Here is a 19084-nt window from a genome sequence, read left to right on the forward strand (position 1 = left end):
GCGGGGCCGCGCGCATCCAGCGTTGGGCCCCGCAAACGGCTTCCATCATACCATCGCGCGTGCACCGTCCCGACCGTCGCCGGGTTTGTCCGGTGCCGGCGCGGCACGATGGACCCGGCTCGACAGCAGCGTGGCCAGCACGATGCATGCGCCGCCCGCCCACTCGCGCGCGGTCGGCAGCTCGTTCGCGAACACCCACGCCGACAGCGCGGTGATCACGATCTCGAACAGCATGATGATCGACGCACGGTTCGCCGGCACACGCGCGAGCCCGTACTGCACGAGCAGGTTGTTCGACGCCATCGTCACGCCGATCGCGACGATGATCAGCGCGGCGACACCGAGCTGGCCGGCCGCCGGCGCAGCCGGCAGCCCCTCGAACAGCGACGCGATCGCGCCGAACACGGCCGCGCCGCCGAACAGCGTCGCGGTGCGCATCTCCGCGCGCATCTCCGGCAGCTCGCGGCTCGCCTTGATCACGAGCACGTTGCTCATCGCGAAACTCAGCCCGGCGGCGAGGCCGGCCCATTCGGCCGGGCTGGCCGGCAGCGGCAGGCCGAGCGCCGGCGACCACAGCATCAGCATCGCGCCGCCGATCGACAGCGCAGCGAGCCCCGCGCCGGCCCAGGTCAGCCGCTCGCGCAGCAGGAAGTGCGCGTAGATCGCGGTCCACGCGGGGGTCAGGTAGAACAGCAGCATCACGCGCAGCACTTCGCCGTGGATCGTGCCCCACACGAACCCGAGGTTCGTCACGCCGGCCGTCACCGCGATGCCGGCCAGCACCCAGTGCCAGCGCAGCGTCGCGATCGTGCGGTGCCGCGCGACGATCACGAACAGGAATGCGACGAGGCTCGTCAGCGCGCTCGCGAGCGTGCCCGTCACGCCGAGCGACGCAAGGATCCGCAGCGGATACCAGATCAGGCCCCATACCGATGCGCCGATCAGGATGGCCAGCGTCGGCAGGCTGCCGCGTACCGCGTTATTCATTTGGTTCGATACCCTTTATTCGACCGGCCCGGCCGCCGTTCCGGCAGGCCGTGACCGCGTTCCGTCACGCTATAATCGTCCGTTGCGACCCGTGCGCCCGCGGCGCCCGTTCGCAGCCGCGCGGCGCGCCCGCCGCTTCTTTCGCTCCAACCGGCCGCGATGGCCGCTTCGCCCGTGAACCCTCGACTCGACTCGCTCCAGCCCTACCCCTTCGAAAAGCTGCGCGCCCTGTTCAAGGACGTGACGCCCTCCGGCGCCCTCAAACCGATCAGCTTCGGCATCGGCGAGCCCAAACATGCGACCCCGGCGCTGATCCGCGACGCCGTGGTGGCCGCGCTCGACGGTCTCGCGTCGTACCCGGCCACCGCCGGCTCGGACGCGCTGCGTACGTCGATCGCGCACTGGCTCGAGCGCCGCTACGGGCTGCCGGCCATCGATCCGGCCACGCAGGTGCTGCCCGTGTCGGGCTCGCGCGAGGCGCTGTTCTCGCTCGCCCAGACGGTGATCGACGCACGCCCGTCCGAAACGGGCGAGAAGGCGATCGTACTCTGTCCGAATCCTTTCTATCAAATTTACGAAGGCGCGGCGCTGCTGGCCGGTGCCGAACCCTATTTCGCGAATAGCGACCCGGCCCGCAACTTCGCGTGCGACTACGCGTCGGTGCCCGACGCGGTCTGGGCGCGCACGCAGCTGCTGTACGTGTGCTCGCCGGGCAACCCGACGGGCGCCGTGCTGACGCTCGACGACTGGCGCGAGTTGTTCGCGCTGTCCGACCGCCACGGTTTCGTGATCGCGTCCGACGAGTGCTATTCGGAAATCTATTTCGACGAAGCGGCACCGCCGCTCGGCGGCCTCGAGGCCGCGCACCGCCTCGGCCGCGGCTTCGAGCGGCTCGTGATGCTGTCGAGCCTGTCGAAGCGCTCGAACGTGCCGGGCATGCGCTCGGGTTTCGTCGCCGGCGACGCCGCGCTGCTGAAGCAATTCCTGCTGTACCGCACGTACCACGGCGCGGCGCTGTCGCCGGTCTGGCAGCACGCGAGCATCGCCGCGTGGAACGACGAGGCGCACGTGCGCGAGAACCGCGCGCTGTACCTGCAGAAGTTCAGCACGGTCACGCCGATGCTCGCCGACGTGATCGACGTGAAACTGCCCGACGCGGCGTTCTACCTGTGGGCCGACGTGTCGCGCACCGGCCTGTCGGACACCGAGTTCGCCCGTCGCCTGTACGCCGACTATAATGTGACGGTTCTGCCCGGCTCGTACCTGGCGCGCGATGCGCACGGCACGAATCCGGGCCGCGATTTCATCCGGATCGCGCTCGTCGCGGGCACCCCCGAATGCGTCGAGGGCGCGCAACGCATCGTCGATTTCTGCCGGTCTCTCGCGCGGTAATCGTCCATCCGATCAATTCCATCCAATCTCCTGCGAAAACGAACATGTCGCAACAACTTCAGCAAATCATCGATACCGCCTGGGACAACCGCGCCGAGCTGTCGCCGAAGGCCGCACCGGCCGACGTCCGCGAAGCCGTCGCGCACGCGATCGAGCAGCTCGACAAAGGCGCGCTGCGCGTTGCCGAGAAGATCGACGGCAACTGGACCGTGCACCAGTGGCTGAAGAAGGCCGTGCTGCTGTCGTTCCGCCTGGAGGACAACGCGCCGATGCCCGCCGGCGGCTACTCGCAGTTCTACGACAAGGTGCCGTCGAAGTTCGCGAACTACACGGCCGAAGATTTCGCCGCAGGCGGCTTCCGCGTCGTCCCGCCGGCCATCGCGCGCCGCGGCTCGTTCATCGCGAAGAACGTCGTGCTGATGCCGTCGTACACCAACATCGGCGCGTACGTCGACGAAGGCACGATGGTCGACACGTGGGCAACGGTCGGTTCGTGCGCGCAGATCGGCAAGAACGTGCACCTGTCGGGCGGCGTCGGCATCGGCGGCGTGCTCGAGCCGCTGCAGGCGAACCCGGTCATCATCGAAGACAACTGCTTCATCGGCGCCCGCTCGGAAGTCGTCGAAGGCGTGATCGTCGAGGAAAACTCGGTGATCTCGATGGGCGTGTACCTCGGCCAGAGCACGAAGATCTACGATCGCGAGACGGGCGAAGTCAGCTACGGCCGCATCCCGGCCGGTTCGGTCGTCGTCGCCGGCAACCTGCCGTCGAAGGACGGCTCGCACAGCCTGTATTGCGCGGTGATCGTCAAGAAGGTCGACGCGAAGACGCGCGCGAAGGTCGGCCTGAACGAGCTGCTGCGAGGCGACTGATGGCGAAGCCGCACACCGTGGTCGTCTACGGCATTCCGAACTGCGACACCGTGAAGAAGGCCCGCGTGTGGCTCGACGATCACGGCGTCGAATTCGAGTTCCACGACTTCAAGAAGCTCGGCGTCAGCGCGCCGCTGATCGAAGACTGGCTGAAGGACGTGTCGCTCGACGCACTCGTCAACAAGCGCGGCACCACGTGGCGCGGCCTCGACGACGCGATGAAAGCGGCCGCCGAAACGAAGACCGGCGCGGTCGCGCTGATGATCCACAAGCCGTCGGTCATCAAGCGCCCCGTGCTGGTGGTCAACGGCCGCGTGAAATCGCTCGGCTTCGTGGCCGATCAATACGCGGCGCTGTTTGCCGCATAGGGCCGCCCGCGCTGCGCCTATCGGCGCAGCCCGACGTCTTGTCGCTGCCGGCCACCGCGCCGGCATTTTTTATCGAAAGTGGTCCGAACCATGTCCGCCACCCTAGCCCTTACCGAACAGCTGATCGCCCGCGCGTCCGTGACGCCCGACGACCAGCATTGCCAGCAGATCCTGACCGAGCGCCTCGCCGCGCTCGGCTTCGAATGCGAGACCATCGCGTCGCACGGCGTGACCAACCTGTGGGCCGTCAAGCGCGGCGCCGACGGCCGCGACGGCAAGCTGCTCGCCTTCGCGGGCCACACCGACGTCGTACCGACCGGCCCGCTCGAGCAATGGAGCTCGCCGCCGTTCATCCCCGCCCATCGGGACGGCAAGCTGTACGGCCGCGGCGCGGCCGACATGAAGACGTCGCTCGCGGCGTTCGTCGTCGCGTCCGAGGAATTCGTCGCGGCACACCCCGGCCACCGCGGCGCGATCGCGTTCCTGATCACGAGCGACGAGGAAGGCCCCGCCACCGATGGCACCGTGAAGGTCGTCGAGCTGCTCGAAACGCGCGGCGAACGCATGGACTACTGCATCGTCGGCGAACCGACGTCGACCCACGAACTCGGCGACGTCGTCAAGAACGGCCGCCGCGGCTCGATGTCGGGCGAACTGGTCGTCAAGGGCGTACAGGGCCACATCGCCTATCCGCACCTCGCGAAGAACCCGATCCACCTGCTCGCGCCGGCGCTCGCCGAGCTCGCCGCCGAGCAGTGGGACGAAGGCAACGAATACTTCCCGCCGACCACCTGGCAGGTGTCGAACCTGCACGCCGGCACCGGCGCGACCAACGTGATCCCCGGCCACGCCGACCTGCTGTTCAACTTCCGCTTCTCGACCGCGAGCACGGTCGAGGGCCTGCAGGCACGCGTGCACGCGATCCTCGACAAGCACGGCCTCGAATACACGCTGAAGTGGTCGGTGAGCGGCCTGCCGTTTCTCACGCCGCGCGGCGAGCTGTCGGGCGCGCTGGAAAACGCGATCCGCACCGAGACCGGCATCACGACCGAGCTGTCGACCACGGGCGGCACGTCGGACGGCCGTTTCATCGCGCGCATCTGCCCGCAGGTGATCGAGTTCGGCCCGCCGAACGGCAGCATCCACAAGATCGACGAGCACATCGAAGTGCGCTTCATCGATCCGCTGAAGAACGTGTACCGCCGCGTGCTCGAACAACTGATCGCCTGATGGAGCCTCGCATGACGACACCTTTTGCCACTGTTCGCGACCTGCTGCGCTACGCGGTCACGCGCTTCTCGAAAGCGAAGCTCGCGTTCGGCCACGGCTCCGACAATGCGTACGACGAAGCGGCCTACCTCGTGCTGCGCACGCTCGAACTGCCGCTCGACACGCTCGAGCCGTTCCTCGACGCACGGCTCCTGCCCGACGAAATCGCGGCCGTGCTCGCGGTGATCGAACGGCGCGCGACCGACCGCGTGCCGGCCGCGTACCTCACGCATGAAGCCTGGATGCATGGCCATCGCTTCTATGTCGACGAACGCGTGATCGTGCCGCGCTCGTTCATCGGCGAACTACTCGACGACGGGCTGCAGCCGTACGTCGCCGATCCCGAACAGGTCGGCGCCGTGCTCGAGCTGTGCACGGGCTCGGGCTGCCTCGCGATCCTCGCGGCGAGCGCGTTCCCGAATGCCGAGATCGACGCGGTCGACCTGTCCGACAAGGCCCTCGAAGTCGCCGAGATCAACGTGCGCGACTACGGCCTCGAAGACCGCGTCGCACTGCACTGCGGCGACCTCTACGCGCCGCTGCCCGCGTTCCGCACCGACCCGGGCACGCGTTACGACGTGATCCTGACGAACCCGCCGTACGTGAATGCGTCGTCGATGGCCGCACTGCCGCCCGAGTACCGGCACGAGCCGGAGATGGCGCTCGCGGGTGGCGACGACGGGATGGACATCGTGCGACGCATCGTCGCCGAAGCCCATCGCTGGCTGCACGACGACGGCGTGCTCGTCGTCGAGATCGGCAACGAGCGCGAGAACGTCGAAGCCGCGTTCGGCGGCCTCGAACTCACGTGGCTGCCGACCAGCGCGGGCGACGACGCCGTGTTCCTGATCCAGGCGTCGGACCTGCCGCGCAAGGCCTGAGCCTTTTCGGCTCGCCCACCGTGCGGTGCACCGTTGCGCCGCACGGTTGGGTAAGATGCGCGTAGGCGGCCGCCCGGCCGCGCGACCTCAGGAGTCCGTCACGCGCCCATGACCCTCGACTGGCTACATCTCGGTACCCTGATCCTGACCATCCATGTGCTCGGGATCGTCGCGGCGTGCCACGCGATCATGAACACGCGCACGTCGCAAGGCGCGATCGCATGGGCCGTCTCGCTTGCGGCCATGCCGTACCTGACGCTCGTTCCGTACCTGTTCCTTGGTCGCAGCAAGTTCTCCGGCTACGTCGACGCCCGGCGCCACGAGCTGGAAATGTTGCGCATGCACACACCCCGCTCGCCCTGGCTCAGCACCGACGCGACCGACGGGCCGGCCGCCGACGCGATCGGCCAGGCCGCGGTGCTCGCGCTTACGCGTCTCGGCGGCATGCCGTTCCTCGGCGGCAATTCCGTGCGCACGCTCGTGAACGGCGATGCGACCTTCTCGGCGATCCTCGCCGCAATCGACGCCGCGCGCGATTACGTGGTGGTGCAGTTCTTCATCGTGCGCGACGATGCGCTCGGCCGGATGCTGCGCGACTCGCTGCTCGCGCGTGCGGCAGCCGGCGTGCGCTGCTGCCTCCTGTACGACAGCATCGGCAGCTTCGACTTGCCGCACAGCTACGTCGACACATTGCGCCGGGGCGGCGTCGAGGTGCATCCGTTCGCGACCAACCGGAAGTTCGTCAACCGTTTCCAGCTCAACTTCCGCAACCACCGCAAGATCGTCGTGGTCGACGGCAATCGCGCGTTCGTCGGCGGCCACAACGTCGGCGTCGAATATCTCGGCGCGAAGCCGCGCCTGTCGCCGTGGCGCGACACGCATATCGAGATACGCGGCCCCGTGGTCGCGAGCATCCAGTACGTGTTCGCCGAAGACTGGCACTGGGCGACGCAGAAGCTGCCGCCGCTCGCGATGCCGCCGCCCGCGCAGCCGAGCGACAACATGCATTGCCTCGCCGTGCCGATGGGGCCGGCCGACAAGCAGGAGACGGGCTCGCTGTTCTTCGTCGAGGCGATCAACGCCGCGCGCGAACGGGTCTGGATCACCACGCCGTACCTCGTCCCCGACGAAGCCGTGATCTCCGCGCTGAAGCTCGCCGTCATGCGCGGCGTCGACGTGCGCATCCTGATTCCGAGCCGGCGCGATCACTACGTGGTATTCGAGGCGTCGAAGCTGTACGCGCGCGACCTGGTCGATGCGGGCGTGAAGGTATTCCGCTACCGGCCCGGCTTCCTGCACCAGAAGGTCGTGCTGATCGACCGCATCGCGGCGGCGATCGGCAGCGCGAATCTCGACAACCGCTCGTTCCGCCTCAATTTCGAGATCATGGTGCTGACCGTCGACCGCGCATTCGCCGACGAGGTCGAGACGATGCTCGTTGCCGACTTCGCACAGGCGTACGAGGTCGATGCGAACGAATACCGCCGCTCGCCTGCCTGGCGACGCATCGCGATGCACGTCGCGCGGCTGTTCGCACCGATCCTCTGACGGCCGGGACCGCGGCGGCGGGCGGGCGACCCGCACCGGCGCCGCGAACGCCGCCGGCAGCCGTCACAGCAGCTTGTCGATATCCGCGGCGATTTCGTCCGGCTTGGTGGACGGCGCATAGCGCTTGACGATGCGCCCTTCGCGATCGATCAGGAATTTCGTGAAGTTCCACTTGATCGCCTTGAGGCCGAGAATGCCGGGCGCCTCATCGGTCAGGTAGCGGTACAGCGGATGCGCATGGTCGCCCTTCACGTCGATCTTCGCGAACATCGGGAACGTGACGCCGTAATTGCGCTCGCAGAACGCGCCGATCTGCGCGGCGTCGCCGGGCTCCTGCTTGCCGAACTGGTTGCACGGAAAGCCGAGCACATAGAAGCCGCGCGCCGCGTACTGGTCGTACAGCTTCTGCAGGCCCGCGTACTGCGGCGTGAAACCACACTCGCTCGCGGTGTTGACGATCAGCAGCACCTTGCCGCGATACGCGTCGAGCGAGGCCGGCGCGCCGGCAAGCGTCTCTGCGCTGAACGAATACAGGGTGGACATCGGGCACTCCTTTTACGAAACCGGATCGACGTGGAGTCTAGGCGAAATTGCGCCATTGCGGCATCCGCCGAACGGCCAATGCCCGGCGCAAGCGGCGCGCAGTCTAGAATAGCGGTTTTGGCCAGTCATTTCCGCCGTGATCCGTTTCAATCAGTTCAGCCTTGCGCGCGGCACCAAGCCGCTGTTCGAGTCGACCTCCTTCGTGCTCAATCCCGGCGAGAAAGCCGGCCTGATCGGCGCGAACGGCGCCGGCAAGTCGACGCTGTTCTCGGTCCTGCGCGGCGAGCTGCACTCCGACGGCGGCGATTTCTCGATGCCACCGTCGTGGCGGATCGCCCACGTGTCGCAGGAAACGCCCGCCGTCGACCGCTCGGCGCTCGACTACACGCTCGACGGCGACGCCGCGCTGCGCGAGATCGAGGCGCGCATCGCCGCCGCGTCCGCCGCGCATGACGGCGCCGCCGAAGCCGACGCGCACGCGGCGTTCGCCGACGCCGACGGCTACACCGCGCCGGCCCGTGCCGAGGCGCTGCTGCTCGGTCTCGGCTTCACGCTCGCGCAGACGCGCGAATCCGTCGCCAGCTTCTCCGGTGGCTGGCGCATGCGCCTGAATCTCGCGCAGGCGCTGATGTGCCGCTCCGACTTGCTGCTGCTCGACGAACCGACGAACCACCTCGACCTCGACGCAATCGTCTGGCTCGAAGACTGGCTGCACCGCTACCCCGGCACGCTCGTCGTGATTTCGCACGATCGCGAATTCCTCGATTCGATCTGTAATGTCACGCTGCACCTGGAAAACCGCCAGGTGAAGCGCTACGGCGGCAACTACTCGCAGTTCGAAGTGCTGCGCGCGCAGCAACTGGCGCTGCAGCAAAGCGCCTACGAAAAGCAGCAGAAGACGATCGAGCACCTGCAGAGCTTCGTCGACCGCTTCAAGGCCAAGGCGACCAAGGCCAAGCAGGCGCAGAGCCGGATGAAGGCGCTCGAGAAGATGGAGCTGATCGCGCCCGCGCACATCGCGTCGCCGTTCACGTTCGAATTCCGCACGCCCGATGCCGCGCCGAACCCGATGATGGTGATGGAAGACGTCCGCTGCGGCTACCACGCCGACGGCGGAGCGGAGATCCCGATCGTCGAGCGCGTCGCGCTGTCGATCCAGAACGGCCAGCGCATCGGCCTGCTCGGCGCGAACGGCCAGGGCAAGTCGACGCTGATCAAGACGCTGGCCGGCACGCTCGCGCCGCTGTCGGGGCACGTCCGCGACGGCAAGGGGCTGACGATCGGCTATTTCGCGCAGCACCAGCTCGAAACGCTGCGTGAGGACGATTCGCCGCTGGCGCATCTGGCGCGGCTCGCGCCCGACACGCGCGAGCAGGAACTACGCGACTTCCTCGGCGGTTTCAACTTCTCGGGCGACATGGCAACCAGCCCGGTCGGGCCGTTTTCGGGCGGCGAAAAGGCACGCCTCGCGCTCGCGCTGATCATCTGGCAGAAGCCGAACCTGCTGCTGCTCGACGAACCGACCAACCACCTCGACCTCGAAACGCGCCATGCGCTGACGATGGCGCTCGCGCAGTTCGAGGGCACGCTGATCCTCGTCTCGCACGACCGCCACCTGCTGCGCGCGACGACCGACCAGTTCATGCTGGTCGCGAAACACCGGCTGCAGCCGTTCGACGGCGACCTCGACGACTACCGCGACTGGCTGCTGCAGCACGCGGCCGAACAGCGCGCCGCCGCGAAGGCGGACAGCGCGGCTTCGTCGGGCGCGGGTGCCGCGGCCAACCGCAAGGACCAGAAGCGTCAGGCCGCCGAGGAACGGCAGCGCCTGTCGGTGCTGAAGAAGCCGCTGCAGACGCGCATCACGAAGCTCGAAAAGGAAATGGAGACGCTGCACGCGGAGAAGGCACGCCTCGACGCCTTCGTCGCCGATCCGGCGAGCTACGAAGCCGAGCGCAAGACGGAGCTGACCGATGCGATCCGCAAGCTCGGGGACGTCAACACGCGTCTCGAGACGGTCGAGGCCGACTGGCTTGCCGCGCAGGAAGAGCTCGAGCAGATCGGCTGACCGCTGTCGCGGCACAACCGGCCGGTACGCCGGCCCGGCGTGCCGGCTGCCTCGGCACCGCGGCACCTTGATATCGCGGCATCTCGACAGGCCCATCCGTCCTTCTTCGGGCCCGGATGCGACAAGGCCGGGCGCGCGGTCCCGGCCTGTTCATTCACTACCGTCGTCACCCGGTTCGCCGGCCATCCGCCAGGCTGCCGGCTCAGCGGCGCGGCAGCGTATCGCGCGGCATCTGCTCGTCGTCGCCCATAAGGTACCGGCGCCCTTCGGTCGGCCGCCGGATCGCGGCAGCGACTTCCGCTTCCGTCACGTCCTCGGACACGACCTTGCGCGCGAGTCGCCCCTCTTCGTCGATCCACTCGACGATCCGGCATCCACCACCCCAGGGTTGGCGAATCGGCTCCGACACGCGGCAGCCGCGCAGGTTGTAAAGGCGTCCGCCCGGCGCTTCCCCATAGGATTTCAACATAGGTTCCCTTCGCATTGCGCGGTTCGACAATCCGGCAAAGGATAGGGAAAAGCGATGTCCGGCGGGTTACAGAAGCCTACATATTCTTTACAACGAATTACGCGCCAGATCGCCGGCAGGCCCGGCCCGCGTGCCGGTGCAGCCGGTCACTCGAGATCGCGCACGCGGTCGATCGCCTGTTCGAGCCGATCGACGGCCATCACGTTCAGCCCTTCGATCGGCTGCTTCGGCGCGTTCGCCTTCGGGATCAGCGCGGACGTGAAACCGAGCTTCGCGGCCTCGCGCAACCGCTCCTGCCCACGCGGCGACGGCCGGATCTCGCCCGCCAGCCCCACTTCGCCGAATACGATCAGCCCCTTCGGCAGCGCCTTGTTGCGCATCGACGAATGGATCGCGAGCAGCACCGCGAGGTCGGCGGCCGGCTCGGTGATCTTCACGCCGCCCACCGCATTGAGGAATACGTCCTGGTCGAAGCACGCGATGCCCGCATGACGGTGCAGCACCGCAAGCAGCATCGCGAGCCGGTTCTGTTCGAGGCCGACCGCGAGCCGGCGCGGGTTCGGCACGTGCGCGGTGTCGACGAGCGCCTGGACTTCGACGAGCAGTGGGCGTGTGCCCTCCTGTGTAACGAGCACGCACGAGCCGGGCACGACCTGCTCGTGCTGCGACAGGAACAGTGCGGACGGATTCGCGACGCCGCGCAGCCCGCGCTCCGTCATCGCGAACACGCCGAGTTCGTTGACCGCGCCGAAGCGGTTCTTGAACGCGCGCACGAGCCGGAACGACGAGTGCGTGTCGCCTTCGAAGTACAGCACCGTATCGACGATGTGCTCGAGCACGCGCGGGCCGGCCAGGTTGCCTTCCTTCGTCACGTGCCCGACCATGATGATCGCAGTGCCCGACTGCTTCGCGATGCGCGTGAGCTGCGCCGCGCATTCGCGCACCTGCGCGACGGAGCCGGGGGCCGACGTGAGCGCTTCCGAATAGACGGTCTGGATCGAGTCGATCACGGCCACGTCCGGCCGTTCCGTGTCGATCGCGGCCTGGATCTTCTCGAGCTGGATCTCGGCGAGCAGCTTCAGTTCGTCTGCCGGCGCACCGCCGTCGAGCAGCGCAAGCCGTTGCGCGCGCAACGCGATCTGCGCGGCCGATTCCTCGCCGCTGATATAGAGCGCGCGCCGCTCGCTCGCGATGTCCGCAAGCGACTGCAGCAGCAGCGTCGATTTGCCGATACCCGGGTCGCCGCCGATCAGTACGACGCCGCCCGGCACGAGCCCGCCGCCGAGCACGCGGTCGAATTCGCCGATGCCGGTGGAGAAGCGCGGCACGTCGGCAGCTTCGATGTCGACGAGACGCTGCACGGGCGCACGCTTCGCGAGCGACTGGAACCGATGGGCCGACGGCGCTTCAGGAACCGATTCGACGAGCGTATTCCAGGCCTGGCACGACGGGCATTGCCCTTGCCACTTCGGGGTCTGTCCGCCGCACTCGCTGCAGACGTATACGGTTTTCTGTTTGGCCACGCGCGACGCCCTTATTCCGCGCGCACGGGCACGCGGCCGGCGACTGCACACATCAGCTCGTAACCGATCGTGCCGCAATGGCGGGCGACGTCGTCGATCGGCAGTGCATTGCCCCACAGTTCGACCCGCGCGCCGACGCCGGCTTGCGGGCAGGGGGTCAGGTCGACGGTAATCATGTCCATCGACACGCGACCGACGATCCGCGTGCGGATGCCGTCGACGATCACGGGCGTGCCTTCGGGCGCGACCCGCGGATAGCCGTCTGCATAACCGCATGCGACCACGCCGATCCGCATCGGCGTCTGCGCGGAAAACGTCGAGCCGTAGCCGATCGCCTGGCCCTTCGCGATCGTCTGCACCGCGATCAGTTCGGACGCGAGCGTCATCGCCGGCTTCAGCCCCGTGTCGGCGATGTCGGACGACAGCCCCGACGGCGACGCGCCGTACAGCACGATCCCCGGGCGCACCCAGTCGAAATGCGTGTCCGGATGCCACAGCACGGCGGCCGAGTTCGCGAGACTGCGCGCGCCGGCGATGCTTTCCGCGCCGCGCTCGAACGTCGCGAGCTGCTCGGCGACGCCGCGCTCGTTGTCCGCATCCGAAAAATGGGTCATCAACGTGATCTGGCCGATGCCGGGGCACGCGCGGGCGCGCTCCCACGCGGCGCGGTATTTCTCCGGCAGGTAGCCGAGCCGGTTCATCCCGCTGTTCATCTTCAGCTGCACGTTGACGGGTTTCGACAGCCGCGCCGTTTCCAGCATCCGCATCTGCTCGTCGTTGTGGACGGTCGTCGTCAGGCTGTAGCGGTCGATCACGTCGATGTCGGTCGAGCGGAAGAACCCCTCCAGCAGCAGGATCGGGCCGGCCCAGCCGAGCTCGCGCAGCTTGACTGCCTCGTCGAGGTCGAGCAGGCCGAAGCCGTCGGTGCCGCGCAGGCCCGGAAACGCGCGGGCGAGACCGTGCCCGTACGCGTTCGCCTTGACGACCGCCCAGACCTTGGACGGGCCGGCAAAGCGGCGGACGACGGAGAGATTGTTCGCGAGAGCGGCGGTGTGGATGGTGGCGGAGATCGGGCGCGGCATGGGAAATTTACGTAAAGACGCTTGCGAATCATCAGCTTACCGCGCCTTTTGAGCACTGAAGCCGACAACTTGCGGAACGATCGGGGAATCTTGCTAGTCCGAACTGGCGTATTTTCATGTTATAAAGCCGTGCGCACAACCCATTTCGAACGGAATAAGCCGATCGCATACCAGGCGGCCTACGCGGCCCTGCCGCAGCGACGAAAGCATCGCATCAGATGAAAAAAGGTTTTTACACCATCATGGCCGCGCAGTTTTTCTCGTCGCTGGCCGACAATGCGCTCCTCATCGCCGCCATCGCCCTGCTGAAAGACCTCCACGCCCCCAACTGGATGACACCGCTGCTGAAGCTGTTCTTCGTGTTGTCCTATGTGGTGCTGGCGGCGTATGTCGGTGCGTTCGCGGATTCGCGACCGAAGGGCCGCGTGATGTTCATCACCAACTCGATCAAGGTGGTCGGCTGCATGATCATGCTGCTCGGCGCCCACCCGCTGATCGCGTACGGGATCGTCGGCTTCGGCGCGGCAGCCTACTCGCCCGCGAAATACGGCATTCTCACCGAGCTGCTGCCGGCCGACCGGCTGGTTGCCGCCAACGGCTGGATCGAAGGCACGACCGTCAGCTCGATCATCCTCGGCACCGTGCTCGGCGGTGCGCTGATCAGCCCGCACATCGCGTCGCACGTGATCGCGCATACCCCCGCCTGGATCGGCACGCCCGCCGAAGCGGCGATGGCGATCATCATGGCGATCTACGTGGTCGCCGCGCTGTTCAACCTGCGCATTCCCGATACCGGCGCCCGCTACCCGAAGCAGGAACGCGGCCCGGTCAAGCTCCTCACCGATTTCGCCGACTGCTTCATGGTGCTGTGGCGCGACAAGCTCGGCCAGATCTCGCTGGCGGTCACGACGCTGTTCTGGGGTGCGGGCGCGACGCTGCAGTTCATCGTGCTGAAGTGGGCTGAAGTCTCGCTCGGCATGTCGCTGTCGGAAGGCGCGATCCTCCAGGCCGTGGTCGCGGTCGGCGTCGCGGCCGGCGCAATTGCCGCCGCGGCCCGGATCCCGTTGAAGAAGTCGCTGACCGTGCTGCCCGTCGGCATCGTCATGGGCATCGCGGTGATGCTGATGGCGTTCTACACGCGCGACCTGTTCCCGCCGCACTGGGCCGTGCATTTCGGCCACCTGCGCATGCCCGTGTACCTGATCATCGCGTACATCTTCCTGATGTGCGTGGGCGCGCTGTCCGGTTACTTCGTCGTTCCGATGAACGCGCTGCTGCAGCATCGCGGCCACGTGCTCCTGTCGGCCGGCCACTCGATCGCGGTGCAGAACTTCAACGAGAACCTGTCGGTGCTCGTGATGCTGTGCCTGTATGCGGTGCTCGTGTGGCTCGACGTGCCGGTCGGCGTCGTGATCGTCCTGTTCGGCACGTTCGTCTGCCTGACGATGTGGCTCGTGATGCGCCGCCACCAGGCGAACCAGCGCCAGTTCGACTCGGTCGCGCTGATCGGCGAATCGCGGCACTGACGCTACACTCCTCGTTTCCGTCCGCCGGCGCCGGTCTCCGAACCGGCGCATTGCCCCGATGACGCACCCGATACCCAACATCCTGACGATCGCCGGCTCCGATTCGGGCGGCGGCGCAGGCATCCAGGCCGACCTGAAGACGTTCTCCGCGCTCGGCGCCTACGGTGCCAGCGCAATCACCGCGTTGACCGCCCAGAACACCCGCGGCGTAACGGGCGTGCATGCGCCGGACGCGGCGTTCGTGACCGCACAGCTCGACGCGGTGTTCAGCGACATCCGCATCGATGCGGTCAAGATCGGGATGCTCGCGAATGCGGCGATCGTGCACGCGGTCGCCGACGCGCTGCGGCGTTATGCGCCACGCTTCGTCGTACTCGACACGGTGATGATCTCGAAGAGCTCGCACGCGCTGCTGGCGCCCGATGCCGTCGACGCGTTACGCGATGCGTTGCTGCCGCTCGCGACGGTCGTGACGCCGAACCTGCCCGAAGCGGCCGCGCTGCTGAACGATGTGCCCGCCACCACGGAAGACGACATGGTCCGGCAAGGCCGGGCCCTGCTACAGACGGGCGCGCGTGCCGTACTGATGAAAGGCGGCCACCTGCCGGACGCGTCCGCGAGCCCCGACTGGCTCGTCGAAGCGGCTCGCACCGTGCGGCTCGACGGTGCACGCGTACCGGTCAGCAACACGCACGGCACCGGCTGCACGCTGTCGTCGGCGATCGCCGCGCTGCTGCCGCAACAGCCCGACCTCGAAAGCGCGGTGCGCGAAGCCAAAACCTACCTGACCGGCGCGATCGCCGCGAGCGGCCACCTCGACGTCGGCCACGGCGTCGGCCCCGTCCATCACTTTCATCGCTGGTGGTGAGCGCCGGCTGACGCGGCGTCAGTGATCCTGCGCCGCGAACGCCTGCGCGCGCACCGGCCAGTCGTCCGGCACGACGAACCCGCGCGCCCGTTCGCGCCAGGTGCCGTCACCGTCCCGTTCATGAATGCCGATCAGCGCGGGGGCCTCGCGCGTCGTCAACACGGGCGGCAGTTCCAGAGCGGCCGCCAGCGGTTCCGGCTCGAATCCGGTATCGGCGGCGGCACGTCGCGGCGCCAGCCACGCCAGCCTCGGTAACACACTCCATGCGGCGCCGGCGGGCTGCGCGGCCGCCCACGCCGGCCACTGCGCGTGCGTCAGCCAGAATCCGCGCGGGTGATCCGGCGCGATTTCGGCGGACACCGGCGGCAACGGCGCGCCGTGCGGATAGAACAACCAGCCCCTGATGAACATCTGTGCGTCGGACGGTGCGCCATAGCCGAGCCGCGCGAACCCGTCGTGTTCGCCGAGGCGCAACTGGTGATCGAGCAGCCGGCTGCGCTTGCGGTCGAACCGGTCGACGAGATTGGGGCCGACGAAGTCGGCAAGCGATGCACCGTCGCGTACCGGCGCGCACAAATAGCACTTCACCGCGAGCTCCCAATGCAGGCGCTGACCGCCCGGCGCGTCGACGAGAAAATCGACTTCGCCGAGCGTCTTGCCATTGCTGCGCAACGGGAGATTGGCCGCGACGAGCCGCAGCGACGGGCCGTGCGTCAGGAAATACTCAAGCAGGCATTCCGCGTAGCGACCGAGCCGGGTGGGCCGGAACCCGTCGAGCGCACGATGCAGCGGCCCGGGTTGCGCATCGAGCGCGGCAAGCCACGCGTGGACGGCCGACTGCCCGGCCGCATCCGGCCACGGGCGCGCAAGCGGCGCTCCCGGTACCGCGGTGAGGAGGCTCGGGCTGGCAAGCAACCAGCCCAGATCGCGAACCGCGGCGTCATGCAGCGTATCGACGAGTGCGCACGCCGCGCCCGTCGTCATTGCCCGGCCGGCCCGTTCACGTCGGCGCCTTCCGCGCGCCGGAACGTGTCGCGTGCGAGGCACAGGTCGGCCCATGCCTTCGACTTGTCCTGCAGGCTGCGCAACAGGTATGCCGGGTGGTAGGTCACGATCACCGGCACGCCCTCGTACGCATGCACGCGCCCGCGCAGCGACGCGATGCTCGCATCCGTCTTCAGCAGGGTCTGCGCGGCGAAACGACCGAGCGCGACAATCAGCTTCGGCTTCACCAGCGCGACCTGACGCTGCAGATAAGGCTCGCAGCGCGCGACCTCGTCCGGCTCCGGGTTGCGGTTGCCGGGCGGCCGGCACTTGATCACGTTCGCGATGTACACGTTGTCGCCGCGCTGGAGCGACAGCGACTGCAGCATGTTGTCGAGCAGCTTGCCGGCCTGGCCGACGAACGGCTCGCCCTGCTTGTCCTCGTTTTCGCCCGGTGCTTCGCCGATCAGCATCCAGTCCGCTTCGCGGTCGCCGACCCCGAACACGGTGTTGGTCCGCTTCTCGCACAACCGGCAGAGCGTGCAGTCGGCCACGCGCGCAGCCAGCGCGTCCCAGTCGAGTGTCGCAACCGGGGTTTCGGCGCGTCGCAATGGGGCTGCCGGCGCGGGATCGCCCGGCGGCGCCGCGTCGAACCACGCAAAATCGTCGGCTCCGGCAGGCGGCGCATCGTCCATCGGCGGCATCGTGTCGATCGATGCGACCGGCGCGGCGCGTGCGGGCACGCGATCGTCGTCGACGCGGTGCGCCGGGGCGGCAGGCTCGCGAACCGGCGGAACATCGACGCTCCGCGCCACTGCCGGCGTTGCCTCGTCTTGCACCGGCGTGCGCGCAGGTCGCTCGGTCGCAACGACGGCAGGTGCGGCGTTCGCCGCCCCCGTTTGCGCCGCTGCGGGCGCTTCGACTGCCGCGCCCGCGTCCGCGCCTTCATTCGCGCCCTGCCCGCGCCGCACCCAGATCTGCGCGAGGCCTATTTCCTCGAGCGCCGCTTCAGCCCATGCCATGCGCGTCCCCCTCATCCTTGTTCAGCGTCAGACGCATCACGATCGCGTCTTCCCGGCTGTGGTGCTTCGCCGGGTAGTAATTCTTGCGCCGGCCGATCGTCACGAAGCCGAAGCGCTCGTACAGATGGATCGCGCGCGGATTGGACGGCCGCACCTCGAGCAGCACGCCGTCGAGCCGCTCCGCACGCGAAATGCGCACGGCCTCGCGCAGCAGCGCAAGGCCCGCACCCGCGCGCTGCGCGGCCGGCGCGACGCACAGGTTCAGCAGGTGCATCTCGTCGACCACCGGCATCAGCACGCAATAGCCGACGAGCGAACCCGTCACGTGCCGCAGGCACACGCCCAGGTAGCCGTTGCGCAACGAATCCTCGAAGTTGCCGCGGCTCCACGGGAACTCGTACGCGACGTGCTCGATCGCGACGACCTCGTCGAGATCGGCATCCGTCATCGGCGCCAGGTAGCGGTCGCTCAGCAGGACGCCCGTCATCCCTTCGCTCCGCCTGCCTGAGCGGCGCGTGCCGCGACGCGCTCGGCGGTCGTCTGTGCCACCTTGTCGCGCACGTACTCCGGTGCGGCCTGGTCGGCCGGCACCACACGGCCGGCGCGGAACGCGCGCAGCGCGGCATGGGCGACCGCCAGCGCGTGCGGCATCGCGTCGCCGTCGATCACGGCCGCGTGCGCCGCGGCCGGCAACTGCGCGCCGAACGCGGCGGCCGCGTTGCCCGCGAGCGTGAACGGCGTGTCGGGCACGCCGACCGCACCCGGCGCATCGAGCGAAGCCGGATGCAGCGTGAGCCAGTCGCCGGCGCTTTCGTCCCAAGCGAAGTCCGCCCAGTAGGCTTCGTCCATCCGCGCATCCAGCGCGGCGAGGACGCGGGTCGTACCGGGGGCGCGCAGCCGCGCGTGCTCGGCGCACGCGAGCAGCGTGCCGATCGGCACGACCGGCAGCCCGCGCCCGAACGCGAGCCCCTGGGTGATGCCCGTCGCGGTGCGCAGGCCCGTGAACGAGCCGGGGCCCGCGCCGAACGCGATCGCGTCGCAATCGGCGAGCGTCAGCCCCGATTCGGCGAAGAGTTCCTGGATTGCCGGCAGCACGCGCGTGCTCGACACGGCGCCCGTCAGTTCGTGGCGGACCCAGGTTTGCGGGATGGAAACGGCGTCATCGGCGTGGGCCGAGCGCAGCAGCGCGACCGAGCAGTATTCGGTCGACGTATCGATGGCGAGGAGCACTGTTTGCGTCATGGGCGACATTGTAATGCGGCACCCCGCTCCCACGGGCGATCGGGCCCGATCCGTGCGCACGCGCACGCCCGGCGGCGGTTTGGAAGGATCGCTCGACCCCGCAGGGCGGTCCGCTTGTTAAGATCGCCCGACCTGAAACCCTTACGGAGACACCCGATGAGCGAACTCACCGCCCAATTCGACCAGGCCCAGATCGACGTCAAGCAACTGACGGAACGGCCGGGCAACCTGACCCTGCTGCGCCTGTACGCGCTCTTCAAGCAGGCGACCGACGGCGACGCCCATGGCGACAAGCCGGGCTTCACCGACATCGTCGGCAAATACAAGTACGACGCATGGGATGCGCTGAAGGGCACGTCGCAGGATGCGGCAAAGCAGCAGTACATCGAACTCGTCGAATCGCTGAAGAACGGCACGGCGTCCTGACCGAATAGCCTTCG

Annotated in this window: 19 protein-coding genes; 10 read left to right on the forward strand and 9 right to left on the reverse strand. The window is 68.1% G+C overall.

Annotated elements, in window-relative coordinates; translation table 11 throughout:
* Positions 1 to 45 precede the first annotated feature (45 nt).
* Complete coding sequence (locus tag PQB87_RS11515) at positions 46 to 987, reverse strand: DMT family transporter (protein WP_226215465.1); 942 nt, start codon at positions 985 to 987, stop codon at positions 46 to 48.
* Between the two features lie 159 nt (positions 988 to 1146).
* Between PQB87_RS11515 and dapC the strand changes: the two genes are divergently transcribed.
* The 6 genes from dapC (at position 1147) to cls (ending at position 7317) form a co-directional block, all read left to right on the forward strand.
* Complete coding sequence (dapC, locus tag PQB87_RS11520) at positions 1147 to 2379, forward strand: succinyldiaminopimelate transaminase (protein WP_489241863.1); 1233 nt, start codon at positions 1147 to 1149, stop codon at positions 2377 to 2379.
* A 44-nt stretch (positions 2380 to 2423) separates the two neighbouring features.
* Positions 2424 to 3251, forward strand: coding sequence for a 2,3,4,5-tetrahydropyridine-2,6-dicarboxylate N-succinyltransferase (gene dapD, locus PQB87_RS11525; RefSeq protein WP_014896723.1), 828 nt, complete (start codon positions 2424 to 2426; stop codon positions 3249 to 3251).
* Positions 3251 to 3619, forward strand: coding sequence for an ArsC family reductase (locus tag PQB87_RS11530; RefSeq protein WP_006478478.1), 369 nt, complete (start codon positions 3251 to 3253; stop codon positions 3617 to 3619). The genes dapD and PQB87_RS11530 overlap by 1 nt, the downstream gene beginning before the upstream one ends.
* A gap of 90 nt (positions 3620 to 3709) precedes the next feature.
* Entirely contained in the window at positions 3710 to 4849 is a 1140-nt protein-coding gene (dapE, locus tag PQB87_RS11535) for a succinyl-diaminopimelate desuccinylase (RefSeq protein WP_059687318.1), read from the forward strand.
* An 11-nt stretch (positions 4850 to 4860) separates the two neighbouring features.
* Positions 4861 to 5769: a 50S ribosomal protein L3 N(5)-glutamine methyltransferase gene (gene prmB / locus PQB87_RS11540; protein WP_059687317.1), complete on the forward strand. Its 909-nt coding sequence runs from the start codon at positions 4861 to 4863 to the stop codon at positions 5767 to 5769.
* A gap of 108 nt (positions 5770 to 5877) precedes the next feature.
* The gene (gene cls / locus PQB87_RS11545) at positions 5878 to 7317 is read left to right on the forward strand and encodes a cardiolipin synthase (protein WP_233344702.1); all 1440 of its coding nucleotides are present in this window, start codon (positions 5878 to 5880) and stop codon (positions 7315 to 7317) included.
* A 63-nt stretch (positions 7318 to 7380) separates the two neighbouring features.
* Here cls and PQB87_RS11550 read toward each other — a convergent pair whose 3' ends face one another.
* Positions 7381 to 7860 carry a glutathione peroxidase gene (locus PQB87_RS11550; RefSeq protein WP_027787077.1) on the reverse strand — a complete coding sequence of 160 codons (480 nt, stop codon included), beginning with the start codon at positions 7858 to 7860 and terminating at the stop codon, positions 7381 to 7383.
* Positions 7861 to 7996: 136 nt separating this feature from the next.
* Here PQB87_RS11550 and PQB87_RS11555 point away from each other — a divergent pair, with 136 nt between their 5' ends.
* The gene (locus tag PQB87_RS11555; RefSeq protein WP_042974800.1) at positions 7997 to 9928 is read left to right on the forward strand and encodes an ATP-binding cassette domain-containing protein; all 1932 of its coding nucleotides are present in this window, start codon (positions 7997 to 7999) and stop codon (positions 9926 to 9928) included.
* Between the two features lie 202 nt (positions 9929 to 10130).
* Here the strand turns inward: PQB87_RS11555 and PQB87_RS11560 are convergent, their stop codons facing one another.
* From PQB87_RS11560 to alr, 3 genes are all read right to left on the reverse strand, one after another.
* Positions 10131 to 10397, reverse strand: a complete 267-nt coding sequence (locus PQB87_RS11560) for a DUF2866 domain-containing protein (protein WP_021159088.1) — start codon at positions 10395 to 10397, stop codon at positions 10131 to 10133.
* 146 nt (positions 10398 to 10543) lie between these two features.
* Positions 10544 to 11920, reverse strand: a complete 1377-nt coding sequence (radA, locus tag PQB87_RS11565; protein WP_059490088.1) for a DNA repair protein RadA — start codon at positions 11918 to 11920, stop codon at positions 10544 to 10546.
* 11 nt (positions 11921 to 11931) lie between these two features.
* Positions 11932 to 13002, reverse strand: a complete 1071-nt coding sequence (alr, locus tag PQB87_RS11570) for an alanine racemase (protein WP_060068147.1) — start codon at positions 13000 to 13002, stop codon at positions 11932 to 11934.
* Positions 13003 to 13220: 218 nt separating this feature from the next.
* Between alr and lplT the strand changes: the two genes are divergently transcribed.
* Both lplT and thiD read left to right on the forward strand, forming a co-directional pair.
* Positions 13221 to 14528: a lysophospholipid transporter LplT gene (gene lplT / locus PQB87_RS11575; RefSeq protein ID WP_059687314.1), complete on the forward strand. Its 1308-nt coding sequence runs from the start codon at positions 13221 to 13223 to the stop codon at positions 14526 to 14528.
* 58 nt (positions 14529 to 14586) lie between these two features.
* Positions 14587 to 15396: a bifunctional hydroxymethylpyrimidine kinase/phosphomethylpyrimidine kinase gene (thiD, locus tag PQB87_RS11580; protein WP_059624097.1), complete on the forward strand. Its 810-nt coding sequence runs from the start codon at positions 14587 to 14589 to the stop codon at positions 15394 to 15396.
* An 18-nt stretch (positions 15397 to 15414) separates the two neighbouring features.
* Here thiD and PQB87_RS11585 read toward each other — a convergent pair whose 3' ends face one another.
* Genes PQB87_RS11585 through tsaB form a run of 4 tightly spaced genes read right to left on the reverse strand, consistent with a single transcriptional unit; the run spans position 15415 to position 18653 of the window.
* Positions 15415 to 16380 carry a DUF1853 family protein gene (locus PQB87_RS11585; RefSeq protein WP_489241868.1) on the reverse strand — a complete coding sequence of 322 codons (966 nt, stop codon included), beginning with the start codon at positions 16378 to 16380 and terminating at the stop codon, positions 15415 to 15417.
* Positions 16377 to 17402 carry a uracil-DNA glycosylase gene (locus tag PQB87_RS11590; RefSeq protein WP_153488542.1) on the reverse strand — a complete coding sequence of 342 codons (1026 nt, stop codon included), beginning with the start codon at positions 17400 to 17402 and terminating at the stop codon, positions 16377 to 16379. Before PQB87_RS11590 ends, PQB87_RS11585 begins: the two co-directional genes overlap by 4 nt.
* A complete protein-coding gene (gene rimI / locus PQB87_RS11595) occupies positions 17389 to 17889 on the reverse strand; it encodes a ribosomal protein S18-alanine N-acetyltransferase (RefSeq protein WP_021159081.1) in 501 nt (166 codons plus the stop codon). The genes PQB87_RS11590 and rimI overlap by 14 nt, the downstream gene beginning before the upstream one ends.
* Complete coding sequence (gene tsaB / locus PQB87_RS11600; protein ID WP_175829651.1) at positions 17886 to 18653, reverse strand: tRNA (adenosine(37)-N6)-threonylcarbamoyltransferase complex dimerization subunit type 1 TsaB; 768 nt, start codon at positions 18651 to 18653, stop codon at positions 17886 to 17888. The genes rimI and tsaB overlap by 4 nt, the downstream gene beginning before the upstream one ends.
* A 147-nt stretch (positions 18654 to 18800) precedes the next feature.
* Here tsaB and PQB87_RS11605 point away from each other — a divergent pair, with 147 nt between their 5' ends.
* Complete coding sequence (locus PQB87_RS11605) at positions 18801 to 19070, forward strand: acyl-CoA-binding protein (protein ID WP_011352486.1); 270 nt, start codon at positions 18801 to 18803, stop codon at positions 19068 to 19070.
* Positions 19071 to 19084 lie beyond the last annotated feature (14 nt).

This window comes from Burkholderia sp. KL41 (assembly GCF_057005415.2).

What these genes read in the sequence shown, in the direction of transcription:
- alr (WP_060068147.1), bottom strand. Translation starts at nt 13,002, where the DNA reads ATGCCGCGCCCGATCTCCGCCACCATCCACACCGCCGCTCTCGCGAAC.
- tsaB (WP_175829651.1), bottom strand. Translation starts at nt 18,653, where the DNA reads ATGTCGCCCATGACGCAAACAGTGCTCCTCGCCATCGATACGTCGACC.
- PQB87_RS11515 (WP_226215465.1), bottom strand. Translation starts at nt 987, where the DNA reads ATGAATAACGCGGTACGCGGCAGCCTGCCGACGCTGGCCATCCTGATC.
- PQB87_RS11530 (WP_006478478.1), top strand. Translation starts at nt 3,251, where the DNA reads ATGGCGAAGCCGCACACCGTGGTCGTCTACGGCATTCCGAACTGCGAC.
- PQB87_RS11605 (WP_011352486.1), top strand. Translation starts at nt 18,801, where the DNA reads ATGAGCGAACTCACCGCCCAATTCGACCAGGCCCAGATCGACGTCAAG.
- dapD (WP_014896723.1), top strand. Translation starts at nt 2,424, where the DNA reads ATGTCGCAACAACTTCAGCAAATCATCGATACCGCCTGGGACAACCGC.
- thiD (WP_059624097.1), top strand. Translation starts at nt 14,587, where the DNA reads ATGACGCACCCGATACCCAACATCCTGACGATCGCCGGCTCCGATTCG.
- cls (WP_233344702.1), top strand. Translation starts at nt 5,878, where the DNA reads ATGACCCTCGACTGGCTACATCTCGGTACCCTGATCCTGACCATCCAT.
- rimI (WP_021159081.1), bottom strand. Translation starts at nt 17,889, where the DNA reads ATGACGGGCGTCCTGCTGAGCGACCGCTACCTGGCGCCGATGACGGAT.
- dapC (WP_489241863.1), top strand. Translation starts at nt 1,147, where the DNA reads ATGGCCGCTTCGCCCGTGAACCCTCGACTCGACTCGCTCCAGCCCTAC.
- PQB87_RS11585 (WP_489241868.1), bottom strand. Translation starts at nt 16,380, where the DNA reads ATGACGACGGGCGCGGCGTGCGCACTCGTCGATACGCTGCATGACGCC.
- PQB87_RS11590 (WP_153488542.1), bottom strand. Translation starts at nt 17,402, where the DNA reads ATGGCATGGGCTGAAGCGGCGCTCGAGGAAATAGGCCTCGCGCAGATC.
- PQB87_RS11560 (WP_021159088.1), bottom strand. Translation starts at nt 10,397, where the DNA reads ATGTTGAAATCCTATGGGGAAGCGCCGGGCGGACGCCTTTACAACCTG.
- dapE (WP_059687318.1), top strand. Translation starts at nt 3,710, where the DNA reads ATGTCCGCCACCCTAGCCCTTACCGAACAGCTGATCGCCCGCGCGTCC.
- lplT (WP_059687314.1), top strand. Translation starts at nt 13,221, where the DNA reads ATGAAAAAAGGTTTTTACACCATCATGGCCGCGCAGTTTTTCTCGTCG.
- PQB87_RS11550 (WP_027787077.1), bottom strand. Translation starts at nt 7,860, where the DNA reads ATGTCCACCCTGTATTCGTTCAGCGCAGAGACGCTTGCCGGCGCGCCG.
- prmB (WP_059687317.1), top strand. Translation starts at nt 4,861, where the DNA reads ATGACGACACCTTTTGCCACTGTTCGCGACCTGCTGCGCTACGCGGTC.